General features: G+C 41.6%; 16 protein-coding genes and 1 riboswitch. Of the genes, 7 read left to right on the forward strand and 9 right to left on the reverse strand.

What is annotated here, in order from left to right; translation table 11 throughout:
- Positions 1 to 43: 43 nt before the first annotated feature.
- The 4 genes from C0V70_RS15580 (at position 44) to C0V70_RS15595 (ending at position 3472) form a co-directional block, all read left to right on the forward strand.
- Positions 44 to 478 (forward strand): hypothetical protein, encoded by a 435-nt coding sequence (locus C0V70_RS15580; protein WP_102244791.1) that lies wholly within the window; start codon positions 44 to 46, stop codon positions 476 to 478.
- Positions 478 to 921 carry an OsmC family protein gene (locus tag C0V70_RS15585; RefSeq protein ID WP_102245515.1) on the forward strand — a complete coding sequence of 148 codons (444 nt, stop codon included), beginning with the start codon at positions 478 to 480 and terminating at the stop codon, positions 919 to 921. The genes C0V70_RS15580 and C0V70_RS15585 overlap by 1 nt, the downstream gene beginning before the upstream one ends.
- A 20-nt stretch (positions 922 to 941) precedes the next feature.
- Positions 942 to 2741, forward strand: coding sequence for an arginine--tRNA ligase (gene argS / locus C0V70_RS15590; RefSeq protein WP_158649718.1), 1800 nt, complete (start codon positions 942 to 944; stop codon positions 2739 to 2741).
- Positions 2742 to 2902: 161 nt separating this feature from the next.
- Positions 2903 to 3472 carry a hypothetical protein gene (locus C0V70_RS15595; RefSeq protein WP_102244793.1) on the forward strand — a complete coding sequence of 190 codons (570 nt, stop codon included), beginning with the start codon at positions 2903 to 2905 and terminating at the stop codon, positions 3470 to 3472.
- Between the two features lie 37 nt (positions 3473 to 3509).
- Here C0V70_RS15595 and C0V70_RS15600 read toward each other — a convergent pair whose 3' ends face one another.
- The 5 genes from C0V70_RS15600 to C0V70_RS15620 form a co-directional block, all read right to left on the reverse strand.
- Entirely contained in the window at positions 3510 to 4037 is a 528-nt protein-coding gene (locus C0V70_RS15600; RefSeq protein ID WP_102244794.1) for a GNAT family N-acetyltransferase, read from the reverse strand.
- A gap of 2 nt (positions 4038 to 4039) precedes the next feature.
- The gene (locus C0V70_RS15605) at positions 4040 to 4987 is read right to left on the reverse strand and encodes a LysR substrate-binding domain-containing protein (RefSeq protein ID WP_102244795.1); all 948 of its coding nucleotides are present in this window, start codon (positions 4985 to 4987) and stop codon (positions 4040 to 4042) included.
- A gap of 9 nt (positions 4988 to 4996) precedes the next feature.
- Complete coding sequence (locus C0V70_RS15610) at positions 4997 to 5731, reverse strand: energy-coupling factor transporter transmembrane component T family protein (RefSeq protein ID WP_102244796.1); 735 nt, start codon at positions 5729 to 5731, stop codon at positions 4997 to 4999.
- Positions 5712 to 7100, reverse strand: coding sequence for an ABC transporter ATP-binding protein (locus tag C0V70_RS15615; RefSeq protein ID WP_102244797.1), 1389 nt, complete (start codon positions 7098 to 7100; stop codon positions 5712 to 5714). Before C0V70_RS15615 ends, C0V70_RS15610 begins: the two co-directional genes overlap by 20 nt.
- Positions 7093 to 7689 carry an ECF transporter S component gene (locus C0V70_RS15620; protein WP_102245516.1) on the reverse strand — a complete coding sequence of 199 codons (597 nt, stop codon included), beginning with the start codon at positions 7687 to 7689 and terminating at the stop codon, positions 7093 to 7095. The genes C0V70_RS15615 and C0V70_RS15620 overlap by 8 nt, the downstream gene beginning before the upstream one ends.
- Positions 7682 to 7777: riboswitch (TPP riboswitch) on the reverse strand. It overlaps the preceding gene by 8 nt.
- A gap of 125 nt (positions 7778 to 7902) precedes the next feature.
- Between C0V70_RS15620 and C0V70_RS19320 the strand changes: the two genes are divergently transcribed.
- From C0V70_RS19320 to C0V70_RS15635, 3 genes are all read left to right on the forward strand, one after another.
- The gene (locus C0V70_RS19320; protein ID WP_102244798.1) at positions 7903 to 10233 is read left to right on the forward strand and encodes an NADP-dependent malic enzyme; all 2331 of its coding nucleotides are present in this window, start codon (positions 7903 to 7905) and stop codon (positions 10231 to 10233) included.
- 4 nt (positions 10234 to 10237) lie between these two features.
- Complete coding sequence (locus tag C0V70_RS15630) at positions 10238 to 10615, forward strand: Rid family detoxifying hydrolase (protein WP_102244799.1); 378 nt, start codon at positions 10238 to 10240, stop codon at positions 10613 to 10615.
- Positions 10616 to 10679: 64 nt separating this feature from the next.
- On the forward strand, positions 10680 to 11291 hold the full coding sequence (locus C0V70_RS15635) for a YdcF family protein (RefSeq protein WP_158649719.1): 612 nt from the start codon (positions 10680 to 10682) through the stop codon (positions 11289 to 11291).
- A gap of 3 nt (positions 11292 to 11294) precedes the next feature.
- Here C0V70_RS15635 and C0V70_RS15640 read toward each other — a convergent pair whose 3' ends face one another.
- The 4 genes from C0V70_RS15640 to C0V70_RS15655 are packed head-to-tail and all read right to left on the reverse strand — an operon-like array spanning position 11295 to position 15665.
- A complete protein-coding gene (locus C0V70_RS15640; RefSeq protein ID WP_102244801.1) occupies positions 11295 to 13499 on the reverse strand; it encodes a RelA/SpoT family protein in 2205 nt (734 codons plus the stop codon).
- A gap of 12 nt (positions 13500 to 13511) precedes the next feature.
- Positions 13512 to 14090 (reverse strand): guanylate kinase, encoded by a 579-nt coding sequence (gene gmk / locus C0V70_RS15645; RefSeq protein ID WP_102244802.1) that lies wholly within the window; start codon positions 14088 to 14090, stop codon positions 13512 to 13514.
- A complete protein-coding gene (locus C0V70_RS15650; RefSeq protein WP_102244803.1) occupies positions 14083 to 14958 on the reverse strand; it encodes a YicC/YloC family endoribonuclease in 876 nt (291 codons plus the stop codon). Before C0V70_RS15650 ends, gmk begins: the two co-directional genes overlap by 8 nt.
- A 53-nt stretch (positions 14959 to 15011) precedes the next feature.
- Positions 15012 to 15665, reverse strand: a complete 654-nt coding sequence (locus C0V70_RS15655; protein ID WP_133566769.1) for a hypothetical protein — start codon at positions 15663 to 15665, stop codon at positions 15012 to 15014.
- Positions 15666 to 15731 lie beyond the last annotated feature (66 nt).

Consider the following 15731-nt stretch of genomic DNA (forward strand, 5'->3'; position numbering starts at 1 on the left):
TTTTTAATTTCTTATCGCCATGTGTTTTGGTAGAGTATTCCCTATGAAAACCTTATTTAAAATTGCCATTATTTTCCTCGCCATCACCGGCGCTTCTACACTTCTGTATAATTTCACGGACGTAGAATTTGGGAAAATTGATTACTTTAACAAACACGGATGGTTCTTTCTTTTCTCGATCGCACTCTTCCCACGTCTGACTCTCTTAGTATCAGGACTGTTAGTAGGTTCGGTTGAGTTTGGTGGTTTTTTATGGTGGTTAGGATTTTTCTTCGCACCAAGAATTCTTGTCGCAACTCTTGCAACAGTGGCTTACTGGAACACTAACCAGGTACTGGTTATCATCAGCTGGCTTGTTGCTCTTAGTGGTGAATCATCAGAAAAATTTGTGATCACCAACAAGATCAGGCATCCAAAAAGATACGACCAGGGATTTAGTGGGACAACAGTTGAAGCTGAGTACAAGGTAAAAGATTAATGGGCCAATATATTATCAACCTGAACTGGAAAAAAGAGAGCGCGGAGTTTACGTATGAGAAACTTAACCGCAATCATGTTCTGCATTTTTCAGGCAACCAGACATTAAAGAACTCTGCTGCGCCTGAATACTTCGGCAACGTCGACATGACGAACCCAGAAGAACTTCTGGCCTCAGCAACAGCTAGCTGCCACATGCTGACCTTCTTAGCCGTTGCGGCCAAGATGGGCTTTGTGGTTGAAAGCTACGATTGCAAAGCGGAAGCTTTGATGGGAAAAAATGCGGAAGGAAGATTTTCTGTGACAGAAATCAACCTGACACCGAAAATTGTTTTTTCTGGAGACAAAGCTCCAACAGAAGAGCAACTTAAAGGGCTTCATGAAAAAGCTCACCGGAATTGCTTTATCGCTCAGTCACTGCAATCAAAAGTAAACGTTTTATAATACCGTTAGGAGATATAGTTTTGAATCAGCTAGCCAATTTTAGTTACGATCCCGCAAAGTGCTCACTGGCCGAATCGCTTTTTTCTGCTTTAAAGAAAATCGAAGCGAACCTTCCGCCGGAACTAACTGTTGTGGATTTCTTCAGGACTCTAGAGCAGCCACCGGAAAAAGCCCTGGGAGACTATGCCCTTCCATGTTTCCGTTTCGCTAAAGCGATTAAAAAGAACCCTAACGAAGTCGCAACGGAACTTAAACGCCTTCTTGAAGAAGAAAAGAACCCATGGGTTGATAGTGTCGTTTTAAAAGGCGCTTTCTTAAACATCTTCACTAACCAGAAAGAAGTGGCAAAGGCCCTTGTTCCTAGTTTAGTTAACGGTTCAGGATTTAATATTCTAAAATCAAACGCTGATCACAACAAAACAAAAGTTATGATCGAGTTCTCTCAACCCAACACTCACAAAGAGTTCCACGTTGGTCACGGACGTAACGTCTGTCTGGGAGACAGTATCTGCCGTATCTTCACTTACAATGGCTACAAAGTTATTGCTGCCAACTACATTGGAGATGAAGGGACTCACATTGCAAAATGCCTTTGGGGTGTTGAACACTACACTGGAAGTGAAAAACTTGAGAGCGTTGAAAATAAAGCTGAATGGCTTGGGCAACGTTATGTTGAGGCCAACAATAAACTAAAAGACGCCACAGACGATGCAACAAAACTTCAATACAACAAAGAGATCTCTGAGATCTTAAAACAAATTGAAAACAAGTCTGGTAAATACTACGACACTTGGGTTGTCACTCGTCAGTACTGTCTTGATGACTTCAACAAGATTTACAAATGGCTAGACGTTAAGTTTGATCATTTCTTCTACGAGTCGGAAGTTTCAGAAGCTTCTCAGGCCATCGTTGAAGAGTATATGAAAAAAGGTTTATTCGTTGAAGACCAAGGGGCCATCGGATTTGATATGTCTGACAAGAAGCTGGGCTTCTTTATGGCGAGAAAATCAGACGGGACAACTTTATACATCACTAAAGACTTAGCACTAGCGAAAGTGAAGTTTAATGACTTCGATATCGACAGAAGTATTTACGTTGTAGGAAGCGAGCAAAACTTCCACTTCAAACAACTCTTCTACGCTCTGGAAAAGATGGGATTCCCACAAGCTCCGAAGTGCTACCACCTTTCATACGGAATGGTTGTGCGTCCGGATGGAAAGATGTCTTCGCGTGCCGGAAACTCTTTTACTTTCCTTCAACTCATCAACCTGGTTATCGAAGAGATCAACACATATCTTGAGAAATACTCGGCCGAGTGGACTAAAGAGCAAAAAGAAGACACCGCTCATAAGCTTGCTGTTGGAGCGATTAAATACGGGATGCTTCAAGCAGACCCAAATAAAGAAATCGTTTTTGACCCGAAAGAATGGGTGTCGTTTGAAGGAAACTCTGGCCCATACCTGATGTACTCTTACGCCAGAACAAAATCGATCCTAAGAAAAGCTCAGGAGCAAGGATTAAAAGGAAGCTTAGCTAACCTTGATCTTCTGACTCATGAATCTGAAAGAGATCTAATGAGACATTTATACGACTTTAACCAGGTGACAATCAATGCGTGCGACAATTACCGTCCATCAACGATTGCCAACCACCTCTTCTTTACGTGTAAAGCGTACAACCGTTTTTACACTGAGGTTTCTGTTATGAAGGCAGAAACTGAAGAGTTAAGAGCGGCCCGTTTAAGCCTGCTTGAGGCCTTCGCAGACACCCTGAAAACAGGGCTTTATCTGCTTGGAATCACTCCTCCTGAAAAGATGTAACAAAAACTTAGGCCTGCAAAAGCAGGCCTTTTTTTTGTGATACTTCTGTCTAATTATTAGACACAAAGCCAGCCCCCCATAACCTTTTTTCAAAAGACCGGAATTAAAAATTCTTTCTGTCATAATAATCTCATTAAACGATTAATCTCCGAGGAGATTTTATGAAAGCTTTTCTTTTTGCTCTTACTCTATTAACTGCGATTCCTGCTTTTGCTGAAAACAACTGTTCGATCTTTTCGGCAAACCAAGTAGATAATACGAATCGTGTATGTACAGAAAACAAAACAGGTGTAGCTTTCCACAACACACTTATCTCATGCCACGACAATGAATTTGAAGCTCAGAAAGCTTTAAACAAAATACAATCATGTCAAAAACAAATAAAGAACAATAACTGCAGCCTGCTTGCTGAAGGCCTGGCCGATGTTAGAGGAGTAGTATGTACTCCTGGCTATATCGCAGTTACATATAAAGGCGCTACGATTAGCACATTTTCTTGCTACAAGACTTTAGATAAGGCCATCAAAGTGATGGAGTCAGAAGCAATCTGTAATGAGCAAGATACTACTGGTGACTTTGCTATCCTATACCCATCAATGCCAGACAATAAAGGAAGCAGATGTAAGAACTCTTTTGGTGTAACTTACAAAGGAGTAATCGCTTCAAAGGTTTGTTACAATTCAATTGAAAGAGCGATCAAAGAAATGAAAGAGTTAAGTTCACAAATCTAATTAGACTAAAAACAAAAGGCCTCGCAAGAGGCCTTTTTTATTTTCTTAATCTCTCAAAAAGAACAGTCGATTTCCCATTAAAAGTCGTTTCGCAAACCTTTTGATAACCGCATTTTTCGGCCAGAGAAATAGAGCGGACATTTTCCGGATTAATAATACAAACAGTCTTATCAAAACTGAGATTTTTATCACTCCACTCTAAAATAGCTTTAAGCGCTTCTTTGCCATAGCCTTTTCCATGAACAGCACTGGAAAGAATCCATCCTGCTTCGGGAGTGCCAGTGATTGAAGGAGTGATCTCGCGTTTAAAATCCGCGAAGCCAATTTCTCCAATATATTTTCCAGTGCTTTTTTCTTCAATCCCCCAGTAGCCAAAACCCATCAGGCTCCAGTGTCCCAGGTAGTTAACAAGTCTCATCCACGACTGCTGCTCAGTCGAAGGAGTTCCTGAAATATGCTTCACCACTTCCAGGTCTTCCCAAATTTCTTTAAGGGCTACGAAGTCATCGGGATGATGACCTCGCAAAATAAGATGAGATGTTTCAATCACCGGTATGTTAATCATAATTAAGCGTCGATTGAGATGACTTCAATGTTTTTCTTTTTAAGCGAAGTCAGGCTATCTGGAAGATTCTCAATAATAGATTCTTCAAGGGCCGTAATGATTTTTTCTTTTAAGAAGATACGGTTGTGCACCAGTGACACTTCTCTAGTTGGGATTGGCGACTGGAATTCACGCACATGTTTCTTTTCTTCTTTCGAAAGATTAAGAACAGCTAACTCTGGCAGTAATGTATACCCACTGCTATTGATAACCATGTTTTTTAATGTTTCCAGGTTTCCGCTTTCAAATTTCAGGTTGTCATGAAGCCCATTATCGCGCGAAAGTTTACATAGGTTTAAAACCTGTTGCCTGAAACAGTGACCTTCATTTAAAAGCCATACATCGGATGTATCGAGGTCTTTATCTTTAACTTTTGTCTTTTTTAGAAGATGGTGATCATCTGAAGCAAAAACAGAAAATGGCTCATGAAAAAGCACGCGTTCAATAAAGTTTTCTCCCTGAATCGGAGTCACTAAAAGCCCAGCGTCGATTTCATCTCGTCCTAATAGGTCGATAATATCTTCTGTTTTAAATTCTTCGATCGTCAGTTTTACTTCAGGGTATTTTTCCACAAAGCTCGCAGCAAAAAGAGGGATTACGTATGGAGCGAGAGTCGGGATCACTCCCAATCTAAAATCACCTCTCACTTCTGCTTTATTGGCATCAATGATCGAGAAAATCTTTTTATACTCACGAAGTACTGTGCGTGCCTGATTAATAATCTGGCTTCCTTCTTCTGTAGGAAGAATCGGATTTTTTGATCTATCAAAGATCACGACTCCCAATTCTTCTTCAGCTTTCTGCAATTGCATCGAAAGTGTTGGTTGAGTCACATTACAAGCTTTAGCAGCTTTTCCAAAATGACGGTGTTTATCTACGGCGAGAACATATTCTAGTTGTGTAATAGTCATAGACTTATTCTATCGAAAATAAATAGCGATAGCAACAAGGACTACGTAGAACAGAAAGAATCCGCGTAACCATTTACGATCACGGGCACTTAGGTCATATCCAAAGTAAAAACTCTTATTCGGATTGAGTCCTCTGGTGACCAAGGAAAGAGACCCGCGCTGCGAATGCCTGATAGCAAAAACTAAAAGAGGAAAAAGAACAAAAAGCCTGTCCCACCAGCCAAGGCCTCTAAAGCGGGCCGAAAGCCTGATGCGGTCAAATTCTTCTTTAAAAAGTAAGATTGAGTTTAAGGCAATCAAGAGTGGATAGCCCATAATGACCTTAAGGCCTTTATGGATAATGAGATACAGAATCACTTTGGTGTAAATGATGGTGTAAGTTGAACTCATCGAAACCAACGTCAGCATAAAGAGGCGGGCAAAATTCTGCAGCCCATTTATCAAGGCCGCTTTATAGACAGTCCATGAAAAGATACTTACCTGCTCTCCTACTCTCAATTTTTCTCCTGGATAAAGAAGATTGAGTAGTAAGAACATAAAAGCAAAAAAGCCTGCATACAATGAAAGCTTCAAAAGCACGCGGTTTGAAAGTCCATTTTTCTTAAAAAGAAAAAGCATAAATAGAGTCAGCGCGAAGTTCGCCCACAGGACATTAGATGCCAATAAAAAAATAAACGTAAAAAAGCTAATGATCAGCAAATACCATGAATGGATAAACTCTGCCTTAGGCTCGAGGAACTTCATAGAGCCTCCCCGCTTCTAAAACTAAAACTCTATCAGCAATTTTTTCAATCAGGTAATCATCATGAGAGATAAAGACCTGAATCAGTCCTAGTTTTTTTAACTCTCTGATTAAGACAATAATTTCCTCTATGGACTTTTGGTCTTGCCCAAAAGTTGGCTCATCATAGAGAATTAAGCTTTTTTCTAAAAAGACCGTCATCAAAATGGAAAGCCTGCGTTTTTCTCCTTCTGATAGAAGAAAGGGCGATTTCTTTAAATCAATGTCATGGAAAAATCGGGACAGCAGATCATCTTTAAGTACTGTATGCTCTTTACTTAAAAAACGAAAACTCTGTTTAAGTTCTTCTTCGATAGTATCAAAGAAAAAGTGGGCTTCCGGGTTCTGGAAAACAAAACCGACATGAGGAAAAATTTTGTCATTTTTATATGTCTTTCCATTTTTCTCCAGAAGAATCTGCCCTTTTTTGGGTTTTAGGATTCCAGAAAGAAGTTTAAAAAATGTACTCTTTCCTTCTCCATTTCTTCCTCTGACGGCGACCACTTCACCACTCTTAAAAGTGGCATTGGCCTCTTTTAAGAGTTCGCGGTCTTTATGGTATGAAAAACTCAGGTCAGAAACAGTGACATTCACTTCTTCTGCTGTCTTAGGTTTTGGCAATGAGATGTCTTCCACTACAAAGTTATTCTTTGTAAAAAAGCCAGGTGTTATGTGTCCGTCATGATCAACAAAGATTACTTTATTTATCAGCGGTCTAATCTCATCGACATGATGATCAACAATGATTAAAAGGCGGTCTTTACGAATGACATCCAGGTACTGATAAAACTCTTTACGAGCGGTCGGGTCTAAAAAGGCCGTTGGTTCATCCAATAGAAGAACATCCGGCCCAATGGCCAGCATTGAGGCCAAAACTAACTTTTGACACTCTCCATTTGAGAGTTCCGAGGTTTTTTTCCCCCAGATATTTTTTAGATTAAAAAGTTTTTCAAACTTCTCTTTCTCGCGGTCCATTTGTTCGCGGGTGAAATTGAAATTTTCCATAGAAAAAAGAAACTCTTCCTCTGTCCCCGGATAAATCAGCTGCGAAAAAGGATTTTGAAAAAGATAGAGAATCTTCTGCAGGTTTTCCTGAAAATAAACTCCACTCAATGGATGTCCATTAAAGAGAACTTCCCCTTCCAGTTTTCCGCTGCTGTATTCGGGAATGATTCCCTTTAAGATTTTAAGAAAAGTCGACTTTCCACCCCCCGAAGGTCCAATGATGGCGACGGTGTCGTTTCGCTCAAAAATAAGAGTTGAATCTAAAAATATTTTTTTAGCTTTTGAACGTCCGGCAAACGTATAAGTAAATGGTGATAACTTATACATCTTGATCTTTGGCGATCAGGAACTGATCTAATATTCCAAGTCTCACTAATCTTTTCCCTAATAAATGGCTTAAAAGGCCTGCAAAAAAGAGAGACGAAATAATATAAGACGACAACTGAAGCAGGTTAAAGCCAGCACTGAGTGATTTATAGTCGTAGTAGAAATAATCAAGTGTGTAACTAAAGAAAGCTGAAACACCTGCTGCTAACATAAGCACAAACAGGTTCCATCTTTTGTATGAAAACGCTAAGAAAACGACTTCTGCTCCAAGTCCTTGCACTAATCCCCAGACGACAGACATAAGTCCCCAGTGAGTGAGCAAACTTTCAATGAAAGCGGCCATCAGTGAAGCGATTAAAGCGACACCTGGTTTTCTGACAATGTGAGGGATTAAAACGGAAGCAAGAATCCAAAAACCTGCCACCAGGTAACTTAAACCTGCGACCTTTAAAAAAGGTTTAGCTAAGTCATAAACAAAAGTCCAACCCCAGAATGCGACACCCAATGCCACAGCGAGCACTAATGTGAGGACGATTTCAAAGATTGTCAGGGATTTTAGTTTTTCGAGAGGACGCGCGAGTGTATTCATGATTCTCCTTTCCTACGCAGGCATTATCCTGGTCAGGTGCGAGGGTATTTCTCAGGCAGACAATGGTCCACCACCCCTAGGTTTCTAATAGGCCCAGTTTAGCTTTTCTTCCCTTATTACGCAATGAAAAACCATGCTATTTTCTTTGCATATTGAGGCAAAAGGCATACCCTACTTCGGTCGTAAATATTCCATTTAACAAGAGGATTGACCGTGAGTAATCAACGAAATGATCGCACTGAAAGAAACGATGCGGACGAAAAAAAACAACAGGCCCTAGACTATCATGCCGACGGGCGCCCCGGTAAAATCGAGGTTATCTCGACTAAGCCGACTCTCACTTCTCTGGACTTAACTAAAGCTTACTCTCCTGGAGTTGCTTGGCCATGTCTGGAAATCGCTAAAGACCCTGAGCTTGCTTATAAGTACACTGCCAAAGGAAACCTGGTTGCTGTAATCTCTAACGGTACGGCCGTTTTAGGTTTAGGTAACATCGGTGCCGTTGCTGGTAAACCTGTAATGGAAGGTAAAGGTCTACTCTTCAAACGTTTTGCTGACATCGATGTATTCGATATCGAAGTTAACGAAAACACCGTTGAAGGAATGGTAAAAATTGTCTCAGCTCTTGAGCCGACTTTCGGGGGTGTAAACCTTGAAGACATCAAAGCTCCAGAGTGTTTTGAAATCGAGACACAGCTAATTGAAAAAATGCAAATCCCGGTTTTCCATGATGACCAGCACGGAACAGCGATTATCGCTTCAGCCGCACTTTTAAATGCAATCGAGATCACCGGAAGAGATATCAAGAAAACAAAAGTTGCTGTTTCAGGAGCTGGAGCTGCTGCGATTTCTTGTGCAAAATTATTCTTTGAATTAGGTCTTCCAAGAGAAAACCTGATCATGTGTGATTCTAACGGAGCGATCTACAAAGGTCGTAAAGAAGGAATGAACAAATACAAAGACGAATTTGCTGTTGAAACAAAAGCAAGAACTCTAGGCGACGCGATGGTGGGAGCTGACGTTTTCATCGGTTGTTCTGCCAGAGGATTAGTCACTCAGCAGATGGTTAAGGATATGGCAGCAAACCCTATCATCTTTGCCATGGCCAACCCAGATCCGGAAATTTACCCGGCAGAAGTTCACGCTGTACGCGATGACGCCATTATGGCAACAGGTCGCTCAGACTTCCCTAACCAGGTTAACAACGTTCTAGGATTCCCATTCATTTTCAGAGGGGCCCTGGATACACGTTCGAAAAAAATTAACGTAGAGATGAAACTAGCAGCCGTTCACGCCCTGGCAGGTCTGGCAAAAGAAGAAGTTCCAGAAGAAGTAAAAATGGCCTACGGTGGAGAAGACTTTAAATTTGGTAAGAACTACCTGATCCCTAAGCCATTTGACCCACGCGTATTAACTCGTGTCACTCCAGCGGTAGCAAAAGCTGCTATGGACTCAGGTGTAGCGAGATTTAACATCGACGATCTTCACGCTTATGCCCGCGCCCTTGAAGGACGTATGGGGAACTCTGCTCAGTTCATGAAATCTCTTCGCGACCGCCTGGCCACTTACGTGGCGAAGTCTGGCAAAAAAGTCAGAGTTGTTTTCGCTGAAGGAACAAACACACGTATCCTTCAAGCAGTTAAGCAACTTGTTGAAGAAGATAAAATCGAACCAATTCTTCTTGGACGCAAGAAAGCTATCCACAAAAAAATGGACATGCTTGGTCTTGAAAAATACAAGGACGATGTTCGTACGATCAATCCAAGAAAGCATGAAGAGTTTGAAAACTACGTTCGTCTTTACTCAAAAGAAAGACAAAGAAGTGGTGTTTCGGTTTACCACGCAGAAGAGCTTATGAGCCACCAGAACTATTTCGGTTCGATGATGGTTAAACACGGCTTAGCTGACGCTGTTATCGCTGGTCCAACTCTAAACTACGCTGACTGTTTCCCGCCACTAATGCACGTTATTGGTACAAAAGAAAAAGCAAGCGCTGCTGGTATCTTCGTTATGAGCTTCAAGAACCGCGTTCTGTTCTTTGCAGACTGTGCGGTTCAAATTGAACCAAATGAAGACCAACTTTGTGAGATCGCAGCTGGTACAGCTGAACTCTTCAGAAAACTTATGAAGCGCGAACCACGTATCGCCTTCCTGTCGTTCTCGAACTTCGGATCAAACGACTCTGAAAGAGCAAAAGTTGTTAAGCGCGCTGTTCAGTTAACAAAAACTCGCTACCCGAACCTTCTGGTTGAAGGGGAAATGCAAGCGGACGTTGCTGTTAACAAGGGATTAATGGATAAATTGTTTAGCTTCTCAACTCTTGATGGGCCAAGCGACATCCTGATCTTCCCTGAACTAAACTCAGCGAACATCAGTTACAAACTTCTTGCTCAACTTGGAAATGCGAATGCTATTGGGCCAATTCTTCTTCCGATGAATCAGCCGGCGAACATTATTCCAAGAACAGCAACTGTTACTGAAATCGTCAATATGTGTGTTCTGTCAGCATTGCTGTCAGACAAAAAGATGAGCAACAGGGAGTAGAAAAATGAATAAAACAATTATCGCAACAGACCTAGCCCCAGCAGCCGTTGGAACTTACTCGCAAGGCGTCGCTGTAAATGGAACTTATTACTTTTCAGGCCAAATCGGCATCGAACCGAAATCAGGAGAGCTGGCAGCTGGTTTTGATGCTCAACTAAATCAGATTATGAAGAACATCGATGGCCTTTTGACTTCACAAAATCTGAAAAGAGAAGATATCATTAAGACATCGATCTTTTTAACAGATCTAGGCAACTTCGCAGCTGTAAACATTGCTTACACTGAATTTTTTAAGGCTCCATACCCTGCAAGAAGCACAGTTGAAGTCTCTAAGCTTCCAAAGGGAGCTCTAGTAGAAATCGAAGTTATTGCGGCAAAGTAGCCACCAGTTATCGGACACTATGATTTTAAAAAGCAAATACGTATTTGAATCTAAGGGAACCAGAATGTATCGCCACTTCTTAAGTGTGGTGATCATTCTGACCTCTTTATTTTTCTGTTACTCATTTGCTTGTGCCATTTTACTTCTGGACGCAAGAAACGAAGGGAAAAACTCTGTCTCGACTTTCGTCCAGAGTCCACCTGATTTGATCGTGGTTTTCACGGGTGGTCCAAAGAGAATTGAATTTGCCGTTAAAAAGGCGCAGGAATTTAAACAACCAAATGTTTTTATCACTGGTGTTCATGAGAAGAACTCTGTTCGCACGATTATGAACCCGATTGACCCGGCCGAAACAACTGACCATATCGAACTGGACTACACGGCAAGAAACACGGTGGAAAACGTTGTCTCAACGCTTAAATACCTTCGTTCTAACCGAGGTCTGAACAAAATCCTGGTTATCTCAAGTGACTATCACATTATGAGAATCAAAATGATTTTTAGTTCGCTGATGCTTGAAGATGAAAAGTTTGAATTCTTCTTTACGCCAGTGCCTTCTGATTATTTAAGTTTTAAGAATATCAAAATCCTTTATACGGAAGTTTTCAAACTGATCCGTACAAAACTCTTCCTGATCTATTGGGATCAGAAATCGCCGATTAAGAATTTCTATTAATCACTAAACGCGCGTTACAGAAATAACTTCTTCTAAAGACTCAATCGCACTGATCGTCTTTAAAAGTTCACTGTAGTCTTTAACTTCAACTTCAAAGATAAAACTTCCCTTTCTATCAGGCATAGATTTGGCAAGGGCGCTTCTGATGTTGATGCCGGCGTTGTTAATGGTTTTTGAAATCAGGGACAGAATCCCTGGCTTATCTTGAGTCATCACTCGCACGCTAACCGGGTGAGTGAAGCTGAAACCTTTATTCCATGAAACCCTGATCGTGCGGATAAGTGACTCTGCATCGACACGGTTACATTGGGCCGTGTGAACAGTAATCCCGCGTCCGCGAGTGATAAAGCCCACGATACTGTCGCCCGGAATTGGGTTACAACAACGGGCCATACGAACAACGACGTCGCTCATTCCGTCTACAATGATGGCATTGTCTGACAGAGACTTCTTGCGTACGTTTTTCGTCATCTTATCTGAGTAAGACTCGATTTCTGTGATCTTATCATCCAGCTCTTTGATCTCAGCTTTAGCGGCCGCTTCTTTTAGAGACGGAATGTGTTCGATAATACTTTTTGCTGTGTGCTTTCCAGAACCGACAAGAACGCAAAGCTCTTCCTCATCGATAATGTGAAGCTCATCAAACATCTCTTTGAACTCATTGTTCTTTTTAAGAGCTTTGATACTCGTTCCAAAAACTTTGAACGCTTTTTCCAGGATCTCGCGACCCAGCTCTCTGTTTTCATCGCGCTCAACTTTAAGCAACCATTGTTTGATTTTACTGCGGGCCTTAGAAGACTTCGCAATGTTAAGCCAATCTTTCGACGGCGTCTGAGTTTTACTTGTCAGGATCTCTACCGAGTCCCCTGATTTTAAAATATGTCTAAGAGGAACGATCTTGCCATTAACCTTGGCCCCAACGCAGTGGTGACCAACTTCAGTGTGAATCTCGTAAGCGAAATCAAGCGGAGTCGCTCCGTACTTTAATTCTCTTACGTCTCCGTTTGGAGTGAAAACGAATACACCATCAAGATCCAGGTCGTTTTTAATAACGTCCAGAAACTCTGCTTTATTGTCTGTGTTTTTATTGTACTCAAGAAGTTCCTGAACCCAGTCAAGTTTCGGAGCTGTTTTACCAGCAAGACCTTCTTTGTATTTCCAGTGGGCCGCAACCCCTGCTTCAGCGACTTCATCCATCTCGCTTGTTCTGATCTGGATTTCAATACGCTCAGCTTTTGGCCCCATAATCGTTGTATGGAGAGACTGGTAGTTGTTGACCTTAGGAATAGCGATGTAATCCTTAAAGCGCCCTGGAATTGGCGTATAAGACGAGTGGATAATCCCCAGCGCCTTATAACATTCAGTGATGTTCGAAACGATGATCCTGAAGGCCAGTAAATCCTGAACCTGTTCAAAATCAACACCTCTTGAAGTCATTTTCTTATAGATAGAATAAAAATGCTTCGGACGTCCCTTTACTTCAGCGTGAAGTGAGTACTCCAGAAGCTTTTCTTTGATGTTTGAAATAACGTCTCTGATATAAGCGTCGCGCTCCGATTTTTTCATCGAAACTTTTTCAGCTAAACGGTAATAGATTTCCGGCTTAAGGAAACGAAGGCACAAGTCTTCCAGGTCCGACTTAACAGAGTTAATCCCCAGACGGCTTGCCAGAGGAACGTAGATATCCAGAGTCTCTTGAGCGATCTTTTTTTGTTTCTCATCAGAAACGTATTGAAGTGTGCGCATGTTGTGCATGCGATCGGCAAGCTTAACGATAATAACTCGAAGGTCTTTGGCCATGGCCACGACCATCTTGCGGAAGTTTTCAATTTGCGATTCTTCTTTCGTCTTGAATTTGATTTTCCCGATCTTTGTCAGACCGACAACCAGGTCAGCAACTCCAGCTCCGAATTCTTTTTCAATTTCCTGAGGAGAGATATTGCAGTCTTCAACGACGTCGTGAAGAAACCCGGCCATAATTGTATCAAGGTCCATGTGAAGCTTGATCAGAGTGGCCGCAACGTTCATTGGGTGAATGATATAATCTTCACCCGAGCTTCTTTTTTGCCCAGAGTGCGCCTTTTCAGCAAATAGAAAGGCCTTTCTTAGTTTTACGAAGTCAGCGTCTGGATAGTACGCTTCCACTCTTCTAACTAAGTCGTCTACTGTGAGGTCTCTCTCGTGTGAAAAATCTAAACTCTGTTGCATTCTTTTTAGCTCTTATCCGCGAAGGATTTCCATGGTGATTTCTTTTAGCCTGCCATAGGCGTTTTCGATATCGTCGTTTAAAATAAAAAAATCAAAATCGTCTTTTCTCAAAAGCTCTTTCTTGGCATTGGTAATGCGAAGATTGATGATCTGAGTGCTTTCAGTTCCACGATTGCGCAGTCTCTTTTCCAGCTCTTCCACTGATGGTGGAGCGATAAAGATAACATTGGCCACATCTCCAAAGTGCAGCTTCATTGAATCTACACCCTGAACATCGAGGTCAAAAAGAACATGCTTTCCTTCGCTCAGGCATTGTTCGACAAAAGCTTTAGATGTTCCGTAAAAGTTACCGTGAACTTCGGCCCATTCTAAAAACTCATTGTTGTCTCTTTTAGCGATGAACTCTTCTCGTGAAATAAAAAAATAACTTAAGCCATGAATTTCACCCGGACGCATAGGCCTTGTGGTGAAAGAAACAGATTCGACGATTGTTGGATAGTCTTTCTTTAATCTTTTGATCATTGTGGACTTCCCCGTACCAGACGGAGCGACAATAACGATTAATTTGCCGGTAAATTGGTCCTTATTCAATGTTCAACCCTTGCTCGCGCATTTTTTCTAACTGCAGTTTCATTTGAACAACAGAATCTGAAATCTCTTTCATACTTGACTTTGACCCTATGGTATTGGTCTCGCGACCAAGCTCTTGCAGGATAAAATCAATCTGTCTTCCAACGTCATTACTTGATTTTAAAAGATTTTGAAATTTTTCCAAGTGGGAATGAATGCGGTTAATTTCCTCATGGATGTCGATCTTTTCTAAATAAAAGATCACTTCCTGAAGAAGTCTTCCCTGGTCTACAGCGATCAGAGCTTTGTATTCATCCACGCGCTTCTTTAACTTCTCTTCCACGTTGGTCTTGAAGTGTTCAGCGTTCTTCTCCACTGTCTTGAAATGTTCTTTGTAATTATCCAGGTGTTTCTCTAGGACTTTAATCAACTTTTCACCTTCAGCTTCGCGAGACTTTTTAAGCTCTCCGATAGCGCCTTTGAAAGATTTGAAAAGAAGTTCACTCAACTCTTCCTGGTTCGCATCGTCCTGATCGATCAGAAACTCTGAGCGAAGAAGATCTGTCATTGAAAGCGTCGGAGTCACTCCTTCAGCTTTTGTCAGCGCAGTCACCTTCTGGATAAATTGCGAAACTTTTTTTGTGTCTAAATCATCGAAGCGATTTTTATTTTCCGCGCGCTTGATATTTACATAAACATCAAAACTCCCACGCGAAAAAATATCGGTCATTTCTTTTTTAAGTTCGAGTTCGTGCGCATTGAGTGTTGAAGGCATTTTAAAACGAATGTCTTTAAAACGATTGTTCACACTTTTCATTTCAACTGAAACGATGAAATTTTCAGACTGAGTAGCGGCTTGACCGAAACCGGTCATAGATTGTGCTGTCATAGGATCCTCGGCATTGGGATTTTTAGATTGTGCCGAGGATATTACTTTTTGATTTAGAGATCAAGGGCCCAGCCTTGAACCTTTCCATTCTCAAAATACACTTGTCTGACGCTACCATCTTCAACAAAAGACCAGCGCTCATTTTGATTTTTCGGGTTACCTGCAATCTCTACGCGGGCAGGCTTACCCCATACATCAATAACTTCGCTTTTCTCCATTCCTAAAAACAGCTCACTACCGTGGACAGAGTGCCTCTGCACCATGTTTCTACGTTGATCCAAGTCCTCTTTGAGGTCCATTTGCTTCGTTTGAATGTAAGAATTCCTCTCATATGGTGACAGACTCAGGTAATAAAGCTTGTCAGAGTCCGTTTGCAGGAACTTTTTGTCTTGAAGATAACGCCCGGCCTCTTCTTCAGTCATGGCGTCTTCTTTTTGAATCAGCTCTTCACGTAGCGATACACTTTCTTTGTTTAAGCGTCTTGATCTCTCACTTGCCGGCGTTCGACTCATAATTTCTTCGCGGCTTCTTCCTCTCTCACCGGTGTCTCCGCTAACTACTGGAAAGTCTTGTCCAGGACTAAGAAAGCCACCATCTTCTCTTTCCATTTCTTCAATGAAACTTCTATCCGGCAGCATCAAGGAGCAGCTTGAAGTGAGCGTCACTACTCCAACCAATAAAATTGCTTTCCTTGCCAATGTCTTCATGGGTCTTCTCCTGTCATTTTTTGTCGAAGAGCTTCCTCTTCATGAGTCATTTATCGGGCAAAGCCC

Source organism: Bacteriovorax stolpii (assembly GCF_002872415.1).
GTDB classification, from domain to species: domain Bacteria; phylum Bdellovibrionota; class Bacteriovoracia; order Bacteriovoracales; family Bacteriovoracaceae; genus Bacteriovorax; species Bacteriovorax stolpii.

Excerpts from the sequence above, each read along its gene's own strand:
- C0V70_RS15600 (WP_102244794.1), bottom strand. The coding sequence starts at position 4,037 with ATGATTAACATACCGGTGATTGAAACATCTCATCTTATTTTGCGAGGT.
- C0V70_RS15615 (WP_102244797.1), bottom strand. The coding sequence starts at position 7,100 with ATGTATAAGTTATCACCATTTACTTATACGTTTGCCGGACGTTCAAAA.
- C0V70_RS15595 (WP_102244793.1), top strand. The coding sequence starts at position 2,903 with ATGAAAGCTTTTCTTTTTGCTCTTACTCTATTAACTGCGATTCCTGCT.
- C0V70_RS15630 (WP_102244799.1), top strand. The coding sequence starts at position 10,238 with ATGAATAAAACAATTATCGCAACAGACCTAGCCCCAGCAGCCGTTGGA.
- C0V70_RS15580 (WP_102244791.1), top strand. The coding sequence starts at position 44 with ATGAAAACCTTATTTAAAATTGCCATTATTTTCCTCGCCATCACCGGC.
- C0V70_RS15620 (WP_102245516.1), bottom strand. The coding sequence starts at position 7,689 with ATGAATACACTCGCGCGTCCTCTCGAAAAACTAAAATCCCTGACAATC.
- C0V70_RS15585 (WP_102245515.1), top strand. The coding sequence starts at position 478 with ATGGGCCAATATATTATCAACCTGAACTGGAAAAAAGAGAGCGCGGAG.
- C0V70_RS15640 (WP_102244801.1), bottom strand. The coding sequence starts at position 13,499 with ATGCAACAGAGTTTAGATTTTTCACACGAGAGAGACCTCACAGTAGAC.
- C0V70_RS15610 (WP_102244796.1), bottom strand. The coding sequence starts at position 5,731 with ATGAAGTTCCTCGAGCCTAAGGCAGAGTTTATCCATTCATGGTATTTG.
- C0V70_RS15655 (WP_133566769.1), bottom strand. The coding sequence starts at position 15,665 with ATGAAGACATTGGCAAGGAAAGCAATTTTATTGGTTGGAGTAGTGACG.
- C0V70_RS15605 (WP_102244795.1), bottom strand. The coding sequence starts at position 4,987 with ATGACTATTACACAACTAGAATATGTTCTCGCCGTAGATAAACACCGT.
- C0V70_RS15650 (WP_102244803.1), bottom strand. The coding sequence starts at position 14,958 with ATGACAGCACAATCTATGACCGGTTTCGGTCAAGCCGCTACTCAGTCT.
- C0V70_RS15635 (WP_158649719.1), top strand. The coding sequence starts at position 10,680 with ATGTATCGCCACTTCTTAAGTGTGGTGATCATTCTGACCTCTTTATTT.